This window comes from Bernardetia sp. MNP-M8 (assembly GCF_037126285.1).
In the GTDB taxonomy this organism is placed as follows: domain Bacteria; phylum Bacteroidota; class Bacteroidia; order Cytophagales; family Bernardetiaceae; genus Bernardetia.
On record NZ_CP147012.1, the window covers coordinates 3,476,496 to 3,499,553 of the forward strand.

The window sequence follows — 23,058 nt, forward strand, 5'->3', positions numbered from 1 at the left end:
AAATAAATAAAGGAAAATGGAAAGGCTTCAAATCACAATACGAACAAGCGCATTATTTGTATTTGGCTGACTACCTTTCAGGAATAAAGGGATAACTAAATATACCTATTTTCGTATCTAATAATTTTACAGTTGTGCCAAAATTCAATAAAACAAGTCAAGAAAATGAAAGAGTTATTTAGATATATATACAAGAATAAAGTTGTTTCTGTACTCTTTAAGTTATTTGTTGTAGTTTTTTTATTGTATGCAATTTGTGTAATCTTATTATATACGATAGGAAATCAAATTCCAGATATATTATGTGTAGGATTACTGTATATTGGATTTTACTCTTCTTTCGCAGTTGCAGGTTTTCTACTATTACTAATTATAGCTGTAATTTTCAGAATAGTTCGATATAAAATAGTTAAAAAACCGTGTGGTGGATTGCCTGAACATAGAATGTTAGATATTGAATAATTTTCATAAAAACTTTGTCAGTAGTTTTTCGGTAATCCGAAATAACTCTGACAATAGTTTAAAAACACTACAATTCATACGAAAAATGAATTACATCAGCAGCTTTTCCACCTGTCTTTTTATAAAAATCAATGGCATGTTCATCTTCCAAATCTGCTTGTACAAAAAGTTCTTTATAGCCTAAATTTTTAGAATATTCTTTCAGGTTTTCCATTAACTTCGTTCCAATTCCTTTTCGTTGAAAATTTGGATGCACGCCCAAATCGTATAGATACATTTCAGAACTAGCATAATAAACGGAAGGCAAAATATATGCTTTCAATCCTCCAATTACTTTAGTTTTTTCTTTTTCTACCAAAATAGCGACAAAGAAAACCATACTTTCATTGTCTAAAAGGCTTTGTAAATGTGTATCATTTGGCAAAGCAAAATTTTTCATTTCAAATACGACTTCAAAAATTTGGATGAGTTCTTTCAGTAAAGGTAAATCTTGATTTGTGAGTTTTTGATAATTGATGCTCATAGAATTTGTATTTTTTTAGAATTGTAAACTGATTTTCAAAACGGTATCTTTGTAATTTAATTCTTAGTTCAAACGTCGACGCTTGAACCAGACATATAATACAAACCCAAAAACATGTCTTTACATTCCCTCAAAAAAAACAAAAAACAGTTTTTCTTAGCTGTTTTTTTACTTTTTAGTTTGAATATCTCGTGCATTCAAGCGCAAGATAAAATTAATAACACTACAAAAGTAGCTTATCATTTTGATTTTTCTAATCGTGTGCATCACGAAGCAAAAGTTACTTTGTCTATTCCTAAAGTTCCAAAAGAAGAGTTTTTAAAATTGCGTATGAGTAGAAGTTCGGCAGGACGTTATGCGCTTCATGAGTTTGCTAAAAATGTCTATTCTGTAAACGCTTTTGATGCAAAAGGAAATAAATTAGAGGTAACTCGTGTTTCGCCTTATCAATGGAATGTAATGAAACCGACTGATAATATGAAAGTTGAATATACACTTTTTGCAGATTATGCAGATGGTACTTATTCAGGAATTAATACCATTCAAGCACATTTAAATGCTCCTGCTACATATTTATTGGTTGATAATTTTTATAATGAAAACTTTGATAAAGATGCTTCTATCAGAAGAGCTAAGGAAAATAGATCAGCTAAGACAATACAAGTTACTTTCTCATTGCCTCAAAACAACAATTTTCAAGATAAAAATACTGATAAATGGACAGTTGCAACACAGTTACCACAAATCAATGATTCTACTTTTTCTGCACCCAATTATTATTATTTGTTAGATTCTCCTGTTTTGATAGGAAATTTATTTTGGAGTGAATGGAAAGAAGACAATCAAAACTTTAGAGTTGCCTTAAATAAAACAGGCACAGAAACAACAGACCAAGAAGCAAATGAATTTGTAGAAAATATCAAGAAAATTGTAAGAGAAGAAATTGCTCTTTTTGACGAAGCTCCTACTTTTGATTATGGAACGTATACTTTCTTGTTGAATTACCAGCCAACAGCGCATGGCGATGGAATGGAACACCGAAATTCTACCATCATTACTGAATCTGAAAAATTAGATTTTCAACATTTGTTTACAGTTGCTCACGAGTTTATTCATGCTTGGAACATCGAACGTTTAAGACCACAATCATTAGAACCTTTTGATTTTTCTAGTACAAATATGTCTTCTGAACTTTGGTTTGGAGAAGGTTTTACGACTTATTACACCTATGTAGTTATGCGTCGTGCTGGTCTTGTCGATGATGCTCTGTTTGCAGATTTAATGAACGGACAATTAAATTATGTTTTGAATTCACCAGGTCATAATTTTCATTCTCCTGCACAGATGAGCCAACAAGCAGCTTTTGCTGATGCAGCAACGGCAAATGATCCACTTTCTCATCATAATACATTTATTTCTTATTATCCGTATGGCGCAGTCATTGGTTTGGCTTTAGATATGGAAATGAGAAAACGTTTTGATAAAGGACTTGATGAGTATATGCAGGCAATGTGGAAACAGTTTGGAAAACCTGAAAAGCCTTATACTATGGCAGACCTTCAAAATATGCTCTATGAAGTAACAAAAGACAAAGAATTCTCAGAGCAGTTTTTCAAAAAACATATTTTGGGACACGAATTACCAAATTATAATGAGCTTTTAGCTACTGTTGCTATAGACAATCAACTCAATCAAAAAGGTAAAATGTGGTTTGGAAAATTAGGACTTGACATCATTGATGAAGATAAAAAAGACTCAAAAAAAGCAGTCATTTCAAATTATATGCTTTTTGATTCTCCGTTTTATAATGCAGGATTAGAAAAAGGCGATATTTTGATAAGTATCAATGACAAAATGATTACTTCAATAAATGATTATAGAGAAGTTATTCCTACTTTAGAAGAAGGAAAAAAGGCGACTGTTACCTTTGAAAGATTTGGTAAAAAACATGTGGTAGAAGTTTTGCCTACTCAAATTCCTTATCGTTCACTTGTATATTTGAATGCAGATAATACCAACTCCAAACAAATAGAAGAACGTACAAAATGGCTTTCTACCAAGCAGAAGTAAAAATGATAATTTGCCATAAATTAGGATTTTCAAATCTTACTTTATACTAAAATAGCACTTCTAAACAAACATTATTGGTACAAAAAAAGTTAGAGATTTAGATGGTACAATTGTACTATCTTATTTTTCTAACTTTTATTTTTTACCTCAATTTTAAGATTATGAGTGTCAATAATTTGTATAACAACGAAGCAAAAGCAAAAATTAAAGAACTCGCAAAGTCAATTGATTTTGCCATGTTAGCAACAGATTTGAAATCTGAACCTTTTCATACTATTCCTATGAGTACAAAAAAAGTAGATGACAATGGTTCTATTTGGTTTTTGAGTGGACAAGATAGCGACCACAATGCAGACATCAGAAAGGAAGGACGAGCGCAACTTATTTATTCACAACCAAAAAATATGGAATTTATGACCGTTTATGGTCAGGCTGTCATTACAAAAGATAAAGCAATTTTGAAAGAATTGTATCAATCTACTGACGATAATTGGTTTGATGGAGTAGATGACCCAAATTTGACAGCTATCGAAATCAGACCTCAAGAAGCACATTATTGGGATACCAAACACGGAAAACTTGTTTCGATTTTAAAAATGGGTGTGGGTGCAGTTACTGGAAATGAACCTGATTTGAGTGAAGAAGGAGATTTGAAAGTATAATTTTGAAAATAAACTTTTGAGATTTTGATGGTAAAAAATGACTATTTTATTTTTTTACTACCATATTGTGTAACAAAAGTTTATTTGTGTTTTGAGATTATTTTATTCCTAGCAGACACTTTAACTTCCCTGAGGGCTAAAACCGTTCAAAAGTGTCAGATAGTTTAGCTCTTTTAACTGTCAGACACTTCTAAAAGTGTTTGACAGTTAGTTTTCATTGATAAAACTTGTCATCAAAAATATTTTTTAAATATTGCAAAACTTATGTTACACTGTATTAAGCAAAAACAAAAATCTCGTTTAAATCATTTCCTTTTTTAGAATTTACACTCACCTTATTTTGATTTGGAATATAAACCGAAAAAGTAGTTTGTACAAAAGGAGTAGAGTTACAAAAAACACTTCCTTCTAATTTATTAACAGCTTTTTTGACAAGATAAAGTCCTAAACCACTTCCTATTGAACGTTCCGAAGAGCGAACAAACATATTAAAAATAGAACTCAATAAATCAGCAGATATTCCTTCTCCATTATCACTTACTTCTATCAAAACTTGTTCTTTTTCTACTTTAATAAATAATTCTACAATAGGTTTAGTATTCATATTATAATAAATAAGAGAATTTCGAAGTAGATTAATTATAATCAAACGCAGCCATTTTTTATCTGTAATAAATGGCGCATGGGTTTCAATTGTTGCTTTTATAGATATTCCATTAGGTGCATAATCATAAGCAGCTGTTTTTGCTTCCTCTACAAATAAGTACAAATCATCTATCTCTGTAAAATAAGATTCTTCTTCTATAAGGTCATGAAGTTGCATCAACCTTCGAAGCATAGTATCCATTTGCTTTAAGGTTGCATCAAATAATTCTATGTAGGTATGAACTTCGTAAATAGATTGCATATTCTCATCATTTTCTAACCCTTTTGTAGACATCTTTAAAAGATTATTTAATCCTTCCAAACGCACTAAAGGCGCACGTAAATCATGTGAAGCTCTATACATAAAACTATCTAATTCGTGTCTTACATCAGCTAAGTTTTCTATACTTCTTTCTAATTCTTGTGTCCTTTTTTCTACTTTATCATTAAGTTTTAAATTAAGAGCAGCAATTTTTTCTTTTTGGGTAATAAGTTGAGTGTTTTGGTCTGCTGTTTCTTTATTTTTTTCAAGTAATTTTTTATTGAGTTGCTTTTTTTGTTGATTTTGATATAATAAGAGTGTGAGGAAAAATATGGCTGCAAAAAGCCCTATTGTAGTTGTCCAAATTGTTATTTGTTTGTTTTTATTCTCTTGTTCCAATATTTTTACTTGTGTTAGTGCTTGTCCATTCTCAAAAGCTGATTGTACGGCTGCTAAATTAATAGCTATTTCACGGTGTGTAATAGAATCAAGAATTGACTTTGCTTGTCGTTCTAAATAAAGAGCTGTTTGAAAACTATCTTTTTTTACAAATAATTTAGCTTGTTCCTCATAAATAGAAGCAATTGTTTTATGTAAGTTATTTTTTGAAGCAATCTTATAAGCATTATCTAAGTACACACTAGATTGAGAAATATTTTCTTTCTCTCTATATATTCTTCCTAACAAAACCAAAGCATTAGCTGCACTCCCCCAGTTTTTATATTGGCTACTCAAACGAACATCTTCTTCTAATAAAAGAATAGCCTGCTCATAATTTTTCTTTTTATAAAAAATTTCGCCAATATTTCCAGAAGCCAAAGCCAAGGCAATTGTATCTTGTGTCTGTTTAGCGACTTGTTTGGCAATATTATAATAATAAAGTGAAGAGTCTAATTTTTGGATTTCTCTATACGCCACCCCCAAATTATTAGCTATATAGCGTTGTTCCCACACAAAATTATTTTTGATAGCATAATTATATCCGTAGTTATAATTTTTTATAGCTTCCTGATAATTTTCCACCTGAAAATAAATATCTCCAATTGTATAGAGCAAAACTACTTTATTTACTTTATCATCTATCTTTGTAAAAATCTGTGAAGCATCTAAGGCATAAATAATAGCTTGTTCTTCCAAACCAAGTCGAATATAATTACTAGCCAAAAACTTGGCTGAAAAAGCTCTTTCTTTGAGTAAATTATTATCTTTGGCTAGTTTATATGCTCTCAGATTTCGCTCTAATGAAAGTCCTCGCTTTCCAATGTTTTCATAAAAATCTCCTTCTAGCCAATGACTATAGATTTTTATAGCCATTGGGGTTGTTTCCTTTATTTTTTCTTGTAAGGAATTGATTCTTTTTTGATTTAACTTTTCATTTCCTTCACTGATTAAATCAGAGAGCTTTTCGTATGGTGTTATATCTTTTGGCGAAGAAAGAAAAATCAACTGTGTTTTGTTCCACTCTTCATCTGCTGTCTCTGATTGAGCAAATAAAAAGGGGAATATAATAAACCAAAAAAATAGCAATAGAAGCCATTTTTTCATAGTAACCTCAAAAAAATTGGAATAAAAAAAATAAGTGGAATAATACGTTGTATTTTAAGCTCTACAAGTTACTAATTTAAGAAACAATTACTTATTTTCATAAGAATAATTATTTATCTTTTTGAATATTACCTCTTATTACTTATTTCTGTATCTGGTCTAATTGGAATAAATAAAAATTACATTTAACTCTTCAAAATTAGAGAACAATTTTGAAATCTCTATTTTTTTGAGAATATTTGTATTCTCTTTCCTTGATTTCTTTTGATAACATCTAAAAAAGATATGTATAAGTTCAGAATAACTACCCCATAAATACAAAAATTATCCCTTCAAGAAGTATATCAAAGCCTGTTAATTCCTCTATGAAAAAAATCTACTTTTCTATTTAATTATTTTAGTTGCTCTTCATAAATACATTGGTCTAATATTATCTAGCTACCAAAATTTGAATTTAGTTTGTTTTAAATTCTAAAATGCTAATTTTGTAATTGGCTTATTATTTATCAATGCCTTTTATTCTGAAAGTTGTTGGTGTACTCACTGATGATGGATTTGAAAAATATGATTAAATAGAAATTCTATTTCAAACTATAAAATTGAATAGAATCAATACGATAAAATACGATAACTCTTTTAGATACAATTACTTATGCAGCGAACCCATTTCGCCCAATCCGTTTATAGTTTGCGTTCTGCAAATTTTATATATTTTCGTTTTCTTATTCATAGTATAACATTGCTATTTATTTTTGGTGGTATTTCTGTTTTTTACTCCTCTGTAAATAGTGTTTTTGCCCAAGATACGACGGTAGTAAATAATATAGATTCACTTCTATTTTATGACCAACAAATAAAATCAAGCACTACCGAAGGAGAAACTCAAAATCCGATGTTAGAGCCTGATTTGTCATCGCCACTTTTACAACTTCCAGACCCAAGAAGTCTTGATGCTGTCTACCGATTAGATGATACAGGAGAATTTTATGATGTTTTACGTCGTGATGGACCTAATTCTTACACACCTTTGGGTAGAATTTCAGTCGAAGATTACACAAAGCTCAAAACCTATTACGATGACGTAGCTTATTATAAAGAAAAAATACAAGAAGAAAGCAATGAACAAGCAGCCGAAACCAGTAAAGTTCCCAAAATTGAAGTGGCTTTACCTTCTGGTTTGGGAAGAGTTTTGGGAGGAGATAAAATTGAAATCCAGCCAACAGGTTCAGTTCTTTTAGATTTTGGAGGAAAATGGCAAAGAATCGATAATCCACAAATTCCTGTTCGCCAGCAACGCAATGGAGGAATTAATTTTGACCAACGTATTCAGTTTTCAATTTTAGGAAAGCTAGGCGAAAAAATGCAACTCAATGCAAACTTTGATACAAAAGCAGCTTTTCAATTCGAAAATCGTTTTAATCAAGGATATACAGGTTATGAGGAAGATATTGTTCAGCAAGTTCAGTTTGGAAATGTGAGTTTGAATACTACCAATACACTTATTACAGGAAGTCAGAATCTAATGGGTGTAACTACTCGTCTTCGTTTTGGTAGATTATGGCTCAATACACTTATTGCAAATCAAAGAGGAGTTTCTGAAAGTATTACCATTAGAAATGGGGCGCAGGGAAAAGAATTCGAAATTCGTGCAGACCAATATGAAGCTAATCAACACTTTTTCTTAGGACAATTTTTTAGAGATAACTATGAAGAGGCTTTGCGTGCTGTTCCAAGTGTTGTTTCAGGAGTCAATATTACTCGTGTTGAGGTATATGTAACCAATCGAAATAATGATACACAAACACTGCGAAACATTATTGGTTTTATGGATTTGGGAGAAGGTGCGCCATACAGAGAACGATTTAATGGAATAGGAGGAGCAGCTAGAAATGGTGCAAATAATTTGTTTCAACAAGTAAAAGACCTTACAAGAACACCAGACCAATTAACACAAATCTTAGAAAGTGGTGCTTTCAATCTTGAAAACGGAACAGATTATTCTTTCCTTCGCTCAGCAAGAAAATTAAGCAATAATGAGTTTACTTTCCACCCACAATTAGGTTATATTTCATTACAACAACCCCTTAGAAATGATGAAATTTTGGCTGTTGCATACGAATACACCTACAATGGACAAGTTTTCAAAGTGGGAGAAATGACAGAAGACTACCAAAATAGAGATGCAAATGCAGCTATTTTTATGAAATTATTAAGTCCTCCAACCATCAGAACTGATTTGCCTTTGTGGGATTTAATGATGAAAAATATTTATTCCTTACAAGCCACACAATTACGTCCAGAAAACTTTCAACTTCAAGTTATCTATCGTGATGACATTACAGGAATTGATAATCCAAGTTTACATGAAGGTTTAAGAACTGAAGATGTTCCCTTAGTTCAATTGACCAATATGGATAGATTGAATCCAAATCTTGACCCACAAGTAGATGGAAATTTTGATTTTTTAGAAAATATTACTGTTCAGTCTGACCAAGCAAGAATTATTTTTCCAGTTGTTGAGCCATTTGGAGATAAACTTCTTACTTATTTCGACCCTATTTCTGAAGTGCAATTCATTGATAAATATGTCTTTAATGAACTTTATGACGGTACACAAGCTGATGCCGTTTTGTATGCCAATAAGAGTAAATATTTCTTGAAAGGTTCGTACCAAAGTGCAGGAGGAAATGAAGTTGTTTTACCAGGAATTAATATTTCGGAAGGCTCTGTTATGGTTCGGGCAGGTTCGGTTATGCTTTCAGAAGGCGCAGACTATACTGTTGATTATCAGTTTGGTAGAGTTCGTATTTTGAATGAAGGAGTGTTGGCTTCTGGAAAAGATATTACCATTCAGTATGAAAGAGCCGATTTATTTAGTGTTCAGCAGCGAAATATTATGGGGCTTGATGCCGAATATATTTTGAATAAAGATGTTAAATTTTCAGCTACACTTCTTCATTTGAATGAAAGACCAATTATCACTCGTGTTACAACAGGTTTAGAACCTGTCAGAAATACAATGATAGGTGCAACAGCAAGTATTCAGAAAGAATCTGGGTTTTTGACAAGAATGATAGATGCAATTCCAGGGCTTGATACAAAAGAAAAATCGACGATTACTTTTAGAGGAGAATATGCACAACTTATCCCAGGAGAAAATAATGTTATTAAGCGAAATGGAGGAGAAGCAGCTTCCTATGTAGATGATTTTGAAAGTAGTGAAATTCCGTATGACCTTACTCGTCAGCCTGTTACGTGGAAGTTGGGAAGTACACCAAGACTTTTCCGTCCAGAAACAGGTTTTGATGGTCTCAATTATTCTTATAAAAGAGCTAAGCTCTCATGGCATACAGTAGATGTAACAGCATTTTTTACAGGTGGTTTGGCAAGCCAAGTTCCTGATAATATTACTGACCAAGACAAGGAAAACCATTATGTTCGTCAAGTTGAATTTAATGAAATTTTCCAGCAGCGTGATAATCAGCAAATCAATCCACCCGAAATTACTTTTGATTTGGCTTATTATCCTTCTTATCCAGGACAGTATAATTATAATCCAGAACTAAATGTAGATGGAACACTTCGCAATCCAAAAGAAAACTTTGCAGCCATCTCCAAAGGAATTACTTACAATGTCGATTTTGATAATATAAATATTCAATATATCGAATTTTGGTTAATGGATCCATTTATTCAAGGTCAGAATGGACGAGTAGAAACGCCAGACGGTGCAGGAGTTTCGAATACAACAGGAGGAAAATTTTATATCAACTTAGGAAATATCTCAGAAGATGTAATTCCTGACAGAAGACACGGTTTTGAAAACGGTTTGCCTGTCACTGATGCAGATTTGAATGATGTAGAAGAAACCATTTGGGGAAAAGTAACCAATCAACAATATTTGACAGATGCTTTCTCAGCAGAAGATGGAGCAAGAGCTAAACAAGATGTTGGACTTGACGGACTTAGCGATGAAGAGGAACGTTTTCAATTTAGAGATTACTTAGCAGCCGTTCAACCTCGTTTGAGTGCAGCAGCTTTTCAGCGTTTACAAGCCGATCCATCAAAAGATAATTTTAGGTATTATTTGGGAGGAGACCAAGATGATGCCAATAGAAAAATTCTAGGACGTTATTTTGATTTTAATGGAACAGAAGGAAATTCGCCTGAAAATGCAGGTACAGCTTCTTCGACAACATTACCAGACAATGAAGATTTGAATAGAGATAATACACTTTCAGACTTAGATGGGTATTATCAATATGAGGTAGATTTGAGACCCAATCAATTAGAAAATAACAAATATGTAGTTGATGAGGTAACTGTTGAGCGAAATGGCGATAGAGTGAAATGGTATCAATTCCGTATTCCGATTCGTGAATTTGATGATAAAATTGGAAGTATTGATGGCTTTAAGTCTATTCGTTTTATTCGTTTGTTTATGACAGATTGGGAACAACCTGTGGTGATGCGTATGGCACATTTTCAGTTTGTAGGAGCGCAATGGAGACCTTATTTTGCGTCATTGCAAGATGAAGGTTTAGCTCGTCCTGTTGAGCCTTACGACCCTCAGTTTATTATTTCTACTGTTAATATTGAAGAAAATGGAAGTGATGCAGGAGCAAATTCGAATGGAATTTCATATTCTGTTCCTCCGAATTTTCAGCGTGATACTGACCCAACTTCAATTACCCAAGCTCGTCTGAATGAACAATCTTTACAACTTTGTGTAGAAGATTTACAAGATGGAGATAGCCGTGCAGCCTATAAAAATATTATTTATGACTTTGTTTTTTATAAGCGTTTGAAAATGTTTTTGCACGCAAATAGTGCAACAGCAAATGACGGAGAAGTTACAGCATTTTTACGTTTGGGAACAGATTTTAAAGAAAATTACTATGAAATTGAAGTTCCTTTAAAAATGTCAGCAGCAGGTTCTTCTCTTCCAAATCAAATTTGGTTACAAGAAAATGAAATTGATTTGCCTTTTGATGCACTTTACGATACCAAAACAGAACGTAATGCAAGTGGACTTAGTGTAAGAGTTCCGTATGAGCGAATTTTTGAAAAGTATAAACTTAGGGTTGTAGGTAATCCAGATTTGAGTAGTGTTCAGCTTATTATGATAGGAATTCGAAATCCAAAAACAGCAGACGAACAGCCAAAATCAGTTTGTGTGTGGGCAAATGAACTCCGTGTAACCGATTTTAATAAAGAAGGGGGTTGGGCTACAAACTTACAACTACAAACACAATTAGCAGATTTTGCCACTGTAAATGCAGCACTACGATACAGTACGCCATTTTTTGGAGGCATTCAAGACCGAATTTCTGATCGTTCAAGAGAAACAAATTTATTTTATGATGTTTCGGCTGCTACACAATTAGATAAAATATTTTTGAATCGTTTGGGAATTGCACTTCCTTTATTTGTAGGTTTCGAACAGACACGAGTAACACCACTTTTCAATCCTCTTGATCCAGATATTCGATTAGAACGTTCTTTAGAAACTTCTTTTGATAATGAAAATGCAAGACGAGATTATAGAAATTTAGTCCAAGATAGACTCACAAGGCGAAGTATAAACTTAACTAATATTCGAAAACAGAGAGTAAATCCAGATGCAAAAGAAGATTTTTGGGATATCGAAAACTTTGCTGCTTCAGTTTCTTATACCGATTCGAAACGAACAAATATCAGACTAGCAACCGATGAACTACGAGAAACCAAAGTAGGCTTAGTCTATAATTATGGATTTGATGTAAAACCATTTGAGCCATTTAAGAAAAATGAATTATTAAATGCTCCTTATCTTAAATTTATCAGGGATTTTAATTTCAATTATTTACCAAATAATATTACAGTTGCAGGACAGGTAAACAGACGTTTTGCCAAAACTCAATATCGAAATGCTCAACTGACAACAGATGGAGTTTTACCATTCTTTCAAAAGTCATTTTTCTTTGATAGAAATTATACGGTTCAATGGAATTTCACCAAAAGTTTGTTAGCAGATTATAATGCGACAGCTTCGGCAATTATTGATGAGCCAGCAGGCGAACTCAATACACAAGAAAAACGAGATTCTGTTTGGTCAAATATTCAATCTTTGGGTAGAATGAAGTATTTTACACAAGCTACCACACTGAATTATCGTATTCCTTTAGATAAATTTCCTGCAATAGATTTCTTGAATGCAGATGTTCGTCGTTCTTCCAATTATACATGGACAGCAAATGCTGTTGGTATAGCTGATACACTTGGAAATATGGCAAGGAGTAGCAATCAGTTTTTGATAAATGGACAAATTGATATGCAGAAATTGTATAATAAAAGTCCGTATTTGAGAGAAGTAACTGCTCCAAAACGACAAGGCAGAGATAATCAAAATAATGCTACTTCTCGTCCGACCGAATCGCCAAAACAAAAGCGTTTGGAATATAGAATTAAGAAATTTAGAGATAAAAAAGAACGAAAAAATAAAATTCGTAATATCAAACTAGATAGATTGGTAGATTCTGTTTTTATTGATTCTGTAATGATTGCTCAAATAGATTCTTCAAAGCAAGAAAAAATCAATGAAAAATATGATAGAAAAGTTGCCAAACTAGACAAAAAGCAGCTTCGTATTCAAGAAAAGCTAAAGGCTGAAATGGAAAAGCAAAAAGGCAAAAAAGGAAGTTCTTCTGGTGGTGGAGTTGGAGAAGGTGCAGTAAAAGCACTTTTATCTGTCAAACGAATAACAATTAATTATTCTGTCAATGGAAATACCATGCTTCCAAATCTTTTGACTACACCAAAATATTTTGGATTAGACCAAAATTTTGCTGCCCCTGGTGTGCCGTTTGTTTTGGGAAGTCAGAGCCGAGATAATATTTTGGATATGGCAAATAATGGTTATCTATCAAGGTCACAATCACAAACAAATCCGATTGTTCAAGACCAAGCCAAAACGCTAAGTATTCGTATGGATATTGAACCGTTGAAAGATTTTCAGTTACAGATAGAAGGACAACGAACACAAGGTGCAAATTATTCGGAAGTGCTGCGTTACGATCCTTTTAGTGATGATTATGTTTCTGAAACTGCTGTAAGAACTGGTAACTATAATATTTCATATTTTAGTTTATCAACTGCTTTTTCAAAAGATGATGAGTTTGGAAACTCTCCTTTGTTTGATGACTTTATAGCCAATAGAGCGACTGTAAAAAGTGCTTTAGATGCCGAAAATCAAGCAGGAGACTATGATATTGGTTCGCAAGATGTTTTGATTCCTGCCTTTTTATCAGCCTATTCAGGTAGAAATACGACTTCAGAATTTCCAAAAATTCCATTACCAAATTGGCGTTTGACATACAATGGCTTGACTAATTTGGGGATTTTCAAAGACCGTTTCCGTTCTATTAGCATTACTCATGGTTATCAATCTACGTACGCAGTTGGAAGTTATACATCTTCACTTTTGTATGATTTCTCCTATCTGAATTTGGGAATAACGGAATACAATGTTCCTTTGGCAGACCTAATTGACCCAGAAACTGGAAATTTACAACCTGTTTTTGTTGTCAATCAAGTGAGTATTAGTGAGCGTTTTAGTCCACTTATCGGAATTAATATTCGTACAAATAATGACATTACGTTCCGTTTCAATTTCAATAAAGACCGTACACTTTCATTAAACCTTTCAAACTCTCAACTTGCTGAGCAGAAAAATAATGATTTTGTTTTTGATGTTGGTTTTGTCAGAAAAGGCGTAAAAATTCCATTCACCGATGTAGTTTTGAAAAATGATTTGACTTTCCGTTGTGCTGTTACGCTTAGAGATACAAAAGTGATTCAGCGCAAAATAGATACTGACGGAACACAAGACAGCGATTTTACAGGTGGAAATTTCAATTTACAGCTCAAACCAACACTTGCCTATATGGTAAACAAGCGTGTAAATTTGACTGCTTATTTTGATAGAGCAATTAATAAACCACGTCTTAGTAATTCCTTTCCAAGATATAATACAGCGTTTGGTGTGCAGGTAAGGTTTAATTTGGCGCAGTAGAATATTTCCAAACCTATAAGGTTTTCAGAAACCTTATAGGTTTATTTGCTATTTATTTTTTATTTTTAACGTGAACTCGGTATTATTTAGGTACAAATATTCTAGGTTTTTCTGGGTAGAAATGATAAGCTACTATTGTAGCTGCCATATGCGTAAATGCGTTTATAGGCTTCCTATGTCTAGAATGTTCTACGTCAAAAACGGAAATTAAAATATCATTTACAGATTCAATAATGGCTCTTTTTCTAAGTGTGTATTTTTCTTTCAATGTGATGAGTTGATTCTTCATATTTTTTTTTGTTTTAGTTATCATTTTAAGTCCCTTTTCATAGAGTTGTTCCCAAAGTTTTGTCAAATATCCTTTATCACCAAAGCAATTTCCTTTCAAATTTTTTAATAAATTTTTGAGTAGATTGTGGTTATTATCAGCCTTATTTGCTGCTGTAATTTCAAAAGCCATTACCTCTCCTAAATGATTGATGACTAAGTGAAGTTTAAATCCAAAAAACCACCCCATTGACCCTTTTCCTCGTTTTGCAATGTCTTTGAACACTTTATGAGAGTGAATACGACGATTATCAGAAATAACTATTTTCTTAGAATCAATGAAGTAAGTACCTGTTTCTTCACTTTTAGCACACAGGAGTTTGGCTAGTACATACATAGGTAAACTTACCCTTTCTATTAATTCTAAAAATCGGTTATAGGAGCAAAGTTTAGGAAAATAAGGGACTAAATCGTTACACACAAAACGTTGATAATAGTATTGAAAATTCTTATAACCTGAGTAATTATAATATACTAAAATAGTCATTATTTCACTAGCTGATAACTGGGGAAGACGAGTAGGAGAAGGGGTGAAAGTGGAACTGCTTTTTGTTCCCACCCATTTACTAGATACATAAGATTGAGCTTGTAAACAGAACTCATCTACTAAATAAAAAATACCGATTAGGTGGTCTTCGTCGAATTTTATAGTTTTGTCAAACATAAGGCTAAAGAGGTTAAAGTTGAGTAGAGCTATTCAAAAATAACCTTTTTTAGCCTTTTTTGACAAAAATAACTGAAATAAGTAAATAAAACACTGAAAGTCAATTAGTTAAAATCCGAGTTCACGTTATTTATGAAGTGGATTTCTCCATAAACCATTCCCATAGAAACATCAGCATGTTCAAGTTTAGTTGTGCCAATTAGTTCATTATTCAGTTTAACAAAATACATAGTAAATTTGCTTAAATATTTGAAAGGTAAAGAGTGATTTAATATCTTTTGCTGAATATTTATTCGCCATTATCGGTGTTTTAGCAAAGCGACACCGACAATATAAACCAAAAAAAGTCTATAAAAACGATAATGAAAAGTTAATTGAAATAAATAGATTCTGTGCCGTTATAAGTAGTTCTGTGTAAATGTTCTTGTTGGTGTCGCTACGCTAAAACACCAACAAGGGCAGGAATATTTCGTTTTTAGTTTATCTATCTTCTTTGTGTCCAGTGATTTCAATAAGCTGTCCATCTGTAAACTTTGCGTAGAACTCATACCAGTCTTTACCAACATCACCATAAAAGTTAAGTATTCCGTGGAAGTAAACCTTTTTTTCTTCTATTTCTTTCTCTTGCGTCCAACCTGCTTTTATCAAAAATAATTTCCCATCATCGGTAATTTCATAAACTGCTAGTAGAGAATCTAAATCTTTTGTTTGCCAATCAATTTCATTGCTATTGAAATGCTTTCTTTCCTCTTCAGAAATTGGTAATTTATCAGTATTTATTTTTAAAGTATCAAACATTCCCATAAACTCTATTTTATTTAGATGATTTAAATATATTAAAATAAAAACTTAAATCTAATAAAACAATACAAATATCAAAATATTTATAAGGTCAAAGGCAAACCTTTTGACTTACAAATAATATGTTTTCTTTATTTCTCCACATAATCCAATCCAAGTTCTAAAAGAAAATCCAACGTAAAACCAAACACCATCCCAAAACCAAAACCATACTGAACAAGTCTGTCAAAATATTTCTTAGCAAAAGAATTAAATAAGGCTTCTATTTCTTTTGGTGGCATCTGCGAAACTTCGGCAATAACAATGTCTTTTATCGGAATAGAAGCTAAAATATGAGGTAACTCTTCTTGTAAAGCCTCCAAACCTGCATTCAATAAAAGCTCAACTACAAAATCTTTGCTTTCGTTTGGAATATTTTTGAGTGTTGGAAGAAGATTTTTTTGGATAAAATGAGATAATGCTTCCTCAAAAAGCTGTTTGTTTTTGGGTTCGTCTAGCTGTTTTTGAATAGCTTTTGCAAGGTCTTGTTCCAAAATCTGCCAATCTACAAACTCATCAGCAGGAATTTTCTTTATTCTTTCAAATAAAAGTGCTATTACTCTTCGTCCTTGTGCATCTAGCGCAGCCGAATTTAAAATTTGTTTACTGACTTTTTCAATAGTTTGTTTTAGAGCTGGCTTATTGATTCTTTGCCATAAAGCTGTATTCGAACTCAAATTATTTTCTTGATTTTCGAAGCTATTTTTTTGTAAGATAGATTCAATTACACCAATAATAAGTTCATTTGGCTTTTCTTGTAACTGTGTTCTATGAGAAAAATAATGCGTTCTGAGATGTTTTCCTGCTAGTTTTAATTCGGTTTGAAGCAAGTTTTGTAAATCTTCTAGCGAATGAATATCAGTAACAGAAATGAAGGTCGAAACTTTAGTTTGAAAAAGAGTATTCAAAAGCTGATTAGTCAAATCTCTCACAGCTTTTTGAGTCGTTTCATTTCCTAAAAGATTAGAAACCGTCTTTTCTAAGTACGAATTATTGAGTTTTATGCCCACTTCTCCTAAAGAAACTTCTCCAATTCGTTCTACCTCATTATGAACCAAACGGTTTACACTTTCAATTTCTTTTAATAAAAATTTCGGAATTCCTTCTGTAGCAAGTTCTTTCGCTGTTTTTTTGATTGCTTTTTTATAAATAAAAGCTGCTTTTTGCTCAGAATAGGCTTTTTCATACACTTGATTTGCCACTTCTTCACTATTGGAAGTGAGCCATTCTGCCCCTGTTTCTATCATTTTTTGAATAATAAAATCTATATTATTTGTCAGAAGACTAAGCAACGAACCATCAAATAATTGACCTATTTTTTTCTCATCAGCAATTTCTGTCGAAATATGTTTATCAATAAATTCAAATACTTTTGCTTGCGTTTTGGTGTCTTGAAGCTGCTCAACTAAATAATCTGAAAGTTTTGTTTCTAAATTACGAGTTTGTTTTTTACTCAAATAACTCTGAATAGTTCTTTCAGTTGCTTTTTCTGCAAACTCTGAATTAAGCTGTTTTATTAAATAATTGATTTGCTCGTCGCTATCTATTTTTTCAAAAAACGAATCCATTTCTAAGCTAATCCAGTTTTTTATTTTGTCGTACAAAACTGTTCTGACAGATTGTGGCAGCGCATCGCCTAATGTTTCGTGACTTTTCAAATAGCTTTCAATTTGCTCAAAAGCTGTTTCTGAAACCAAACTAGAAAGCGAATCATCTTGAATATATTTTAAAACGGTACTTTCGAAAGAAGAAGTATCAATGTCTTCTAAGGTAAATTTCTGATAAGGCTGAATTCCTTTTTTTAGTAAAGATGATAGTTTACTTTCTGAGTTTTTTTGATTTGTGTTAGCTGTATCTTGTTCTTTAGTGAAATTTTCTACTAATTTCCATCCTAAAGCTGCCCCTTTTTGAGCAATAAATGCCTTATAGTCTTCTGTATATTCATAAATTTTGGAATAATTATCAGACTGAATCCAATTTTTTGCACCTTCCAAAATTTTATCTTTGCTTGTATCAAATGAAGTTCTCAAACCTTCCTCATTCATTAGCTTATCGCCTACAAAATTTCCCATGTTTATAGCAAAGCGTTCTCTATTTTTAATAACAATACCAGGGGTAAGAGGAATGGGAACTTTTTTGCCAGTAAGAGGGAAAAATTTCTTTTGATATGGCTTAAAAATCATTTGCAACGCAATCCAGTTTGTTCCCAAACCAGTCGCACCATACGCCAACGCAGGAACAGTATATTTTAATGCTAAATGATTAATTTCAGGCATCGCAGCCAAAGCCCCCCCAGCAATTCCACCCCAAAGTGCACCCAAAGCTGTAATGGGTTTGAGTTCTTTTCCCATAAATTTTTCTACCATTGTTCGGATAGTTTCGGGCGATTGTTGGCTCAAATTAAGCTGAACAACCTCTTCTATTCTTCCTTCAACAAGTGTATCCAAATTTTGGACTAAAAATTTATGTAGCGTTTTTGATAAATCTTCCGAGATACTAGGGAATTTTTTGAGAGAAGCCAAATAGTTTTTGACCTCATCATTTTCTATGTTTTTCAGAAACTCTATAGTATATGAATCTGCTCTTTCTGTAAGTGCAATGGCTAATTCTTCGATTTGGTCTGCCGAAATAAGACGACTAATTGGTTGCTCATTTACTCTTGTCGAAATATGTTGTGAAAGAAATTCAGCTATCTCTTGATAATGATTTTGAGACTTTTCTACTGCCCACTTTTCAAAATTGATAGCTAGTTTTTTGCGCTGTTCGGCTGCAATAAGTTCATTTAAAGGTGTTTCTAAAATTTTATCTACTCTTTTTGTGAGTTCATTGGTCAGACGCTGAGAAAATTTAGGATTAAAAATAAGAGTCTGAACAGAATCTTTTCTAAATTTATTCAGATTAGCCAGTAAAAATGGAATTAGCTTTTCGGTAGGAATAAATTCTCCAATTTCTTTTTCTAAAAATAGATTTGCTAGTGGCATTACATCCATACGATTGAGTGCATCGCCCACATTTTTACGTAAAATTTTGGTCAGAGAAACAACTGTATTTTGGGTTTTGAGTCCTGATACAATTTCGCCTATACTTTTGCTTTCCAAATATTCGACAACTTGCTGGGTAAGTTCTTTTGCGACCTGCTCAGGATTACGACGGTAAGAGTCAATAATTCCAGTTACTTTTCCAATAATATCAGTCGATTGGCTAATACTTCCCACAAAAACTTTTACAAGCCAGTTTTTGAAGCCCGATTCTACATTATTTGTAAAAGTTTGGTCAATCAAAATTTCTAATTCTCTTTGGCGAGAATAGAGCCAACCAATGACTTTTACCAAAATGGCAGGAAACTGATGAGCAAAGAATTTTTCTAAAGTTACCTTTGTAGTTGCATCTAATAGTTCAAAAATCGTTTTCTCTTCCTTTTCTAATGTATTTATCAAGAAATCAGAAAAAACATCAATAATTTTTATTCCTTCTTCGGTTTCTAAAATGGCTTGCAAACGCTGTAAAATTTCTTTTACCAAATGCTGTGCTTTTTCTTCTCCTAAAATATCTAGTAAGCGTTTTTTAGAAATTCGTTCAGCTAGATTAGTAACTAGTTCTTCAATTTCTAATTCTTCAAAAGTCTGATTGATAAGATTTTCTATTGGTTTTTTGTGCTGTGCTTCTAATAAAAGATGTAAATCGGCAGTCAAAAAATGCAATTCATCTTTAATCGTTTTTTGTAAATCTTGATGAATAAAAGACGAAATAGATTCATTTCCAATCTCATCTGAAAAATCACGCACCAATTTTTCTAAACTTCTCCATTCCGAAACACCAGCCATCAATTCGCTGACAATATTTTTACTTACACTTTGCCATTGCTCGTCTGAAATAGCATCGCCTAAAGTCGTTTCTTTTGAAAGATGAAGTAAAAAAGGTTCTAACATTTGAGGCAAATTACTTTTTGCTTGTTCTCTAATTACGTTTGTTGTTTCCTTAAACTTAGGAATGTCTTGCAGCGTAAAATTTTCAGAAACAGAACTTGCTAGTTTGGTTTCAATATAGGTTTGAACTGTTTTTTGAAGTGCTTTTTTAAATTCTTCGTTTTCTACTTGTGGCAGCAGCGTTTTATGATTCAAAATATCACGTTCGACGAGTTTACTGATATTCAATACAAATTCGTGATGCGTTTTTAGGAAAATTCCTCCCAAACCAAAACGTTTTCTAAAAAGCATCTGAATTGCCAAATCGTTTGTGATATATCCCACAAATGCGCCTGTGAGTGCTTTTGCTGCGTAAGTAAGTCCGACCATATAAATGTATCAAACCTATAAGGTTTTTAAAAACCTTATAGGTTTAGGTTAAAAAATTATTTTAATATAATAAGAACGTAAAAAATAGATTTGTGTTTTTTTTGAATGAAAATGATGTCATTGGTGGGGACACCAACAACGGCGAGAGAAAGTTATGTCGCTCATGAGCATACAAGCAACAGTGGATTATTTATGAAAATAAATCATCTTTATTAGCTTCTATATGTTCTTTTGTAAATTCTGTAACAATTATCTTATCAGGCTCATCATTCATACCCACAAAATAGACTTCTAATTTTTCGCCTAAATTATAAATTTTATCATCCATATAATCAGAATATTTTCCAAAACGTATATTTTTTATAGCTGGTAATCTAAGCAAAGCAGGAAATTCTTTTCCAATATCCAAAAAAACACCAAAGGGAGCTTTTATAAAAATAGTTCCTGTAAAAGAATCGTATTCTTGAAGTTCATTTTTAATTTTATCCCAAAGAATTTGTTTTTCTTCTTTAGTATAATTTTCTACTCTTGCATAGACTTCTTTTGCTAGTTCTTCGTCTATTTTCCATTGATTACTCATAATATTTTATTTTACCCAAAATTTACTCAAAAAAAAACTCTCTACATAATTTTTTGATTTTGTAGAGGTTTAAATAGAAATTATGGTAATCAATAAAAATAAACTGTCTTTAACTCTATTCCTTATCAATTTTTTTGATAATCTTTATATTCGGATTGATAGCCGAAATTGAAACTTGCTTTTCTCCTTCCAAAACATAAAATAAATAAGAACTGTTTTGCCCAACTACATAAAGTTCTTTTACCATATCATTCGTAAAAGTAACACTATAATTTGCTTCAATATCTTGTGTTTGTATTCTCTTACTTATTTTTTGCCCTCGCCCTACTCCCAATCCTATAAACATACAGAATACAAACATAAATATAAAAGGTATTCCTTTGTTTTCTTTTATTGAATCAATTCCTTTATCAGCTTTTTCTATATTACCTGTTAAATTATACCATTTTTTTAGTCTATATTTTTGATGAAACTTTGGTAGAAACTTTGTTACATAGAAATAGGAAAATACAATTACAACAATAAATACAGAAAATAATAACAAACTGTTAGTAAGAATATTTATAGGACTCAAAAGAATATCCGAAATATCCGAATAACTTAGAATATCTACATCCAAAAAACGAAAGTAAATCACATCACTAATTATTCCCAAAACAATCAGATAAATATAACCAAGTGATAAGTATTCTTGTAAAGTAAGTTTTTCTTTTAGCATAATTTTTAGATTTTAAAATGAATTTTGAAACTTAAAATTAAATATAAAAACCCTAATTCCCTGTATTAATAAAACAGAAAATTAGGGTTTATTTATCAAAACAAGAAAATAACCTTACTTATCCAAATACTTCGCATACGTACTCAAATCTTTATCTCCTCTACCTGAAAGATTAATAATGACTACTTTTTTATCAAAATCTTTATCGTCTTCTTTCAAATTATTTAAGACTGCTAAGGCATGAGCTGATTCTATGGCTGGAATAATTCCTTCTAAGAGAGCTAATTCTTTGCCTGCTTGCATCGCTTCATCATCTGTAACGGCATAAAACTTTGCTCGCTTGCTATCTGCCAGATGTGCGTGTAACGCTCCAATACCTGGATAATCCAAGCCTGCCGAAATAGAATAAGGTTCTACTACTTGTCCGTCTAAGGTTTGCATCAAAAGTGTTTTGCTTCCATGAAGAACTCCTAATGTTCCACAAGCTATTGTTGCAGCCGTTTCTCCACTAGAAATTCCCATTCCTGCTGCTTCTGCTCCGATAAGTTGAACGTCTTTTTCGGCAATATAATGATAAAATGCACCTGCTGCGTTGCTTCCACCACCTACACAAGCAATGACATAATCTGGATTGGGTGTTCCTTCTTTTTCTGTAAGTTGATTTCTCATCTCTTCACTAATCACAGACTGAAACCAAGCCACCATTTCAGGATATGGATGAGGACCAACAACAGAACCAATAATATAATGTGTATCTACTGGATTATTTATCCAATAACGCATTGCTTCATTTGTTGCATCTTTCAATGTTTTGCTACCTGAAAGAGCTGGACGAACTTCTGCACCCAACATTTTCATTCGTGCTACGTTGGGTTGCTGTCTTTCAATATCTATTTCGCCCATAAAAACGATACATTCCATTCCCATTAGAGCGCAAACCGTTGCTGTTGCTACTCCATGTTGTCCTGCACCTGTTTCTGCTACGATTTTATTTTTACCTAATTTTTTAGCTAAAAGAACTTGTCCGACAGTATTATTTACCTTGTGTGCGCCTGTGTGATTGAGGTCTTCACGTTTTAAATAGATTTTTGCGCCATATTTTTCTGACAAACGTTTAGCAAGGTATAAAGGTGTAGGTCTGCCTACATAGTCTCTTAATAGGTATTGAAATTCCTTCTTAAATTCTTCATCAGATTGTAGAGCATAATAGGCTTTCTGAATTTCTTCGATATTTGGATATAACATTTCTGGAATATATGCGCCTCCAAATTTCCCATAATATCCACGCTCATCAGCTATTTTGGAGCGTAAGATGGTTTTTTCTATATTTTTATTTTCTGTGTTTTTTATGCTAGATTCTGCTTGATTTATCATTATTGCGTATATTCTTGGGGAGAAAGTAGGTTGATTTT

11 protein-coding genes are annotated in these 23,058 nt (G+C 32.3%); 3 read left to right on the forward strand and 8 right to left on the reverse strand.

Annotated features, from left to right (window positions below; genetic code table 11):
* Window positions 1-529 precede the first annotated feature (529 nt).
* Complete coding sequence (locus V9L04_RS14200) at window positions 530-985, reverse strand: GNAT family N-acetyltransferase (RefSeq protein ID WP_338790483.1); 456 nt, start codon at window positions 983-985, stop codon at window positions 530-532.
* A gap of 114 nt (window positions 986-1,099) precedes the next feature.
* Between V9L04_RS14200 and V9L04_RS14205 the strand changes: the two genes are divergently transcribed.
* Together V9L04_RS14205 and V9L04_RS14210 are read left to right on the forward strand one after the other, a co-directional pair.
* Window positions 1,100-3,055, forward strand: coding sequence for a PDZ domain-containing protein (locus V9L04_RS14205; RefSeq protein WP_338790485.1), 1,956 nt, complete (start codon window positions 1,100-1,102; stop codon window positions 3,053-3,055).
* A 161-nt stretch (window positions 3,056-3,216) separates the two neighbouring features.
* Window positions 3,217-3,717, forward strand: a complete 501-nt coding sequence (locus V9L04_RS14210) for a pyridoxamine 5'-phosphate oxidase family protein (protein ID WP_338790487.1) — start codon at window positions 3,217-3,219, stop codon at window positions 3,715-3,717.
* Between the two features lie 277 nt (window positions 3,718-3,994).
* Here the strand turns inward: V9L04_RS14210 and V9L04_RS14215 are convergent, their stop codons facing one another.
* Entirely contained in the window at window positions 3,995-6,169 is a 2,175-nt protein-coding gene (locus V9L04_RS14215) for a tetratricopeptide repeat-containing sensor histidine kinase (RefSeq protein WP_338790489.1), read from the reverse strand.
* 652 nt (window positions 6,170-6,821) lie between these two features.
* Here V9L04_RS14215 and sprA point away from each other — a divergent pair.
* Complete coding sequence (sprA, locus tag V9L04_RS14220; protein ID WP_338790491.1) at window positions 6,822-14,222, forward strand: cell surface protein SprA; 7,401 nt, start codon at window positions 6,822-6,824, stop codon at window positions 14,220-14,222.
* Between the two features lie 82 nt (window positions 14,223-14,304).
* Here the strand turns inward: sprA and V9L04_RS14225 are convergent, their stop codons facing one another.
* The 6 genes from V9L04_RS14225 to trpB all read right to left on the reverse strand — a co-directional run bounded on the left by V9L04_RS14225 (window position 14,305) and on the right by trpB (window position 23,020).
* On the reverse strand, window positions 14,305-15,213 hold the full coding sequence (locus V9L04_RS14225) for an IS982 family transposase (RefSeq protein ID WP_338790494.1): 909 nt from the start codon (window positions 15,211-15,213) through the stop codon (window positions 14,305-14,307).
* 480 nt (window positions 15,214-15,693) lie between these two features.
* Window positions 15,694-16,011, reverse strand: a complete 318-nt coding sequence (locus tag V9L04_RS14230; protein ID WP_338790496.1) for a hypothetical protein — start codon at window positions 16,009-16,011, stop codon at window positions 15,694-15,696.
* 134 nt (window positions 16,012-16,145) lie between these two features.
* Window positions 16,146-20,348: a DUF445 family protein gene (locus V9L04_RS14235; protein WP_338790498.1), complete on the reverse strand. Its 4,203-nt coding sequence runs from the start codon at window positions 20,346-20,348 to the stop codon at window positions 16,146-16,148.
* 190 nt (window positions 20,349-20,538) lie between these two features.
* A complete protein-coding gene (locus V9L04_RS14240) occupies window positions 20,539-20,928 on the reverse strand; it encodes a hypothetical protein (RefSeq protein WP_338790500.1) in 390 nt (129 codons plus the stop codon).
* Between the two features lie 115 nt (window positions 20,929-21,043).
* A complete protein-coding gene (locus tag V9L04_RS14245; RefSeq protein ID WP_338790502.1) occupies window positions 21,044-21,646 on the reverse strand; it encodes a hypothetical protein in 603 nt (200 codons plus the stop codon).
* 114 nt (window positions 21,647-21,760) lie between these two features.
* Window positions 21,761-23,020 carry a tryptophan synthase subunit beta gene (gene trpB / locus V9L04_RS14250; protein WP_338790505.1) on the reverse strand — a complete coding sequence of 420 codons (1,260 nt, stop codon included), beginning with the start codon at window positions 23,018-23,020 and terminating at the stop codon, window positions 21,761-21,763.
* Window positions 23,021-23,058 lie beyond the last annotated feature (38 nt).

Excerpts from the sequence above, each read along its gene's own strand:
- sprA (WP_338790491.1), top strand. The coding sequence starts at position 6,822 with ATGCAGCGAACCCATTTCGCCCAATCCGTTTATAGTTTGCGTTCTGCA.
- V9L04_RS14225 (WP_338790494.1), bottom strand. The coding sequence starts at position 15,213 with ATGTTTGACAAAACTATAAAATTCGACGAAGACCACCTAATCGGTATT.
- V9L04_RS14215 (WP_338790489.1), bottom strand. The coding sequence starts at position 6,169 with ATGAAAAAATGGCTTCTATTGCTATTTTTTTGGTTTATTATATTCCCC.
- V9L04_RS14205 (WP_338790485.1), top strand. The coding sequence starts at position 1,100 with ATGTCTTTACATTCCCTCAAAAAAAACAAAAAACAGTTTTTCTTAGCT.
- V9L04_RS14245 (WP_338790502.1), bottom strand. The coding sequence starts at position 21,646 with ATGCTAAAAGAAAAACTTACTTTACAAGAATACTTATCACTTGGTTAT.
- V9L04_RS14230 (WP_338790496.1), bottom strand. The coding sequence starts at position 16,011 with ATGTTTGATACTTTAAAAATAAATACTGATAAATTACCAATTTCTGAA.
- V9L04_RS14210 (WP_338790487.1), top strand. The coding sequence starts at position 3,217 with ATGAGTGTCAATAATTTGTATAACAACGAAGCAAAAGCAAAAATTAAA.
- V9L04_RS14240 (WP_338790500.1), bottom strand. The coding sequence starts at position 20,928 with ATGAGTAATCAATGGAAAATAGACGAAGAACTAGCAAAAGAAGTCTAT.
- V9L04_RS14200 (WP_338790483.1), bottom strand. The coding sequence starts at position 985 with ATGAGCATCAATTATCAAAAACTCACAAATCAAGATTTACCTTTACTG.
- trpB (WP_338790505.1), bottom strand. The coding sequence starts at position 23,020 with ATGATAAATCAAGCAGAATCTAGCATAAAAAACACAGAAAATAAAAAT.
- V9L04_RS14235 (WP_338790498.1), bottom strand. The coding sequence starts at position 20,348 with ATGGTCGGACTTACTTACGCAGCAAAAGCACTCACAGGCGCATTTGTG.